We start from the raw sequence: 527 nt of genomic DNA, 5'->3' as shown, positions 1-527 counted from the left end.
GTTACGCACCCGTGCGCCGGTCTCAGTTACCGAAGTAACCTACCCCTCGACTTGCATGTGTTAAGCCTGCCGCTAGCGTTCATCCTGAGCCAGGATCAAACTCTTCATCGTATATTTGTTGAAGCTTTCGCTTCGTTTTTTTAGACAAAGAATGCTAGGTTTTTTCGAATCTCTCAATTCTTCTTACTCTCATTTTTGTTGTTTTAAATGTCTCCATTTAAAACGGCTGTCAATTCAATATGTCTATGAACGTGTCTTCTTATTTTTCGCTAAACTTCTTTCGTTGTTTTTGCGGGTGCAAAGGTAGAAACTCTTTTCTAATTACCAAAACTTTTTGAAACTTTTTTTTGAGAAAATTTTCATCCCGTTTTGACCACATTATTTTTAAGAACTCCCCCTATTGCGGGGTGCAAAGATAACATCTTTATTTTTCCATTTCCAAATCTTTTTACAACTTTTTTGAAAGTTTTTTTTAAACCCTCATTTACAGTCACTTTTAAATTTGAATCAGTATTTTAAAGAACTTT

The 527-nt window shown here is 35.1% G+C and carries 1 rRNA gene; it reads right to left on the bottom strand.

What is annotated here, in order from left to right:
• Positions 1 to 111 (bottom strand): 16S ribosomal RNA (locus EQG63_RS12155); the annotation flags it as partial.
• Positions 112 to 527 lie beyond the last annotated feature (416 nt).

This window comes from Flavobacterium amnicola, from assembly GCF_004122165.1.
Classification (GTDB): Bacteria; Bacteroidota; Bacteroidia; order Flavobacteriales; family Flavobacteriaceae; genus Flavobacterium; species Flavobacterium amnicola.
Note: the sequence above shows the minus strand (reverse complement) of the source record. Positions and strands in the feature narration are given on the sequence as shown.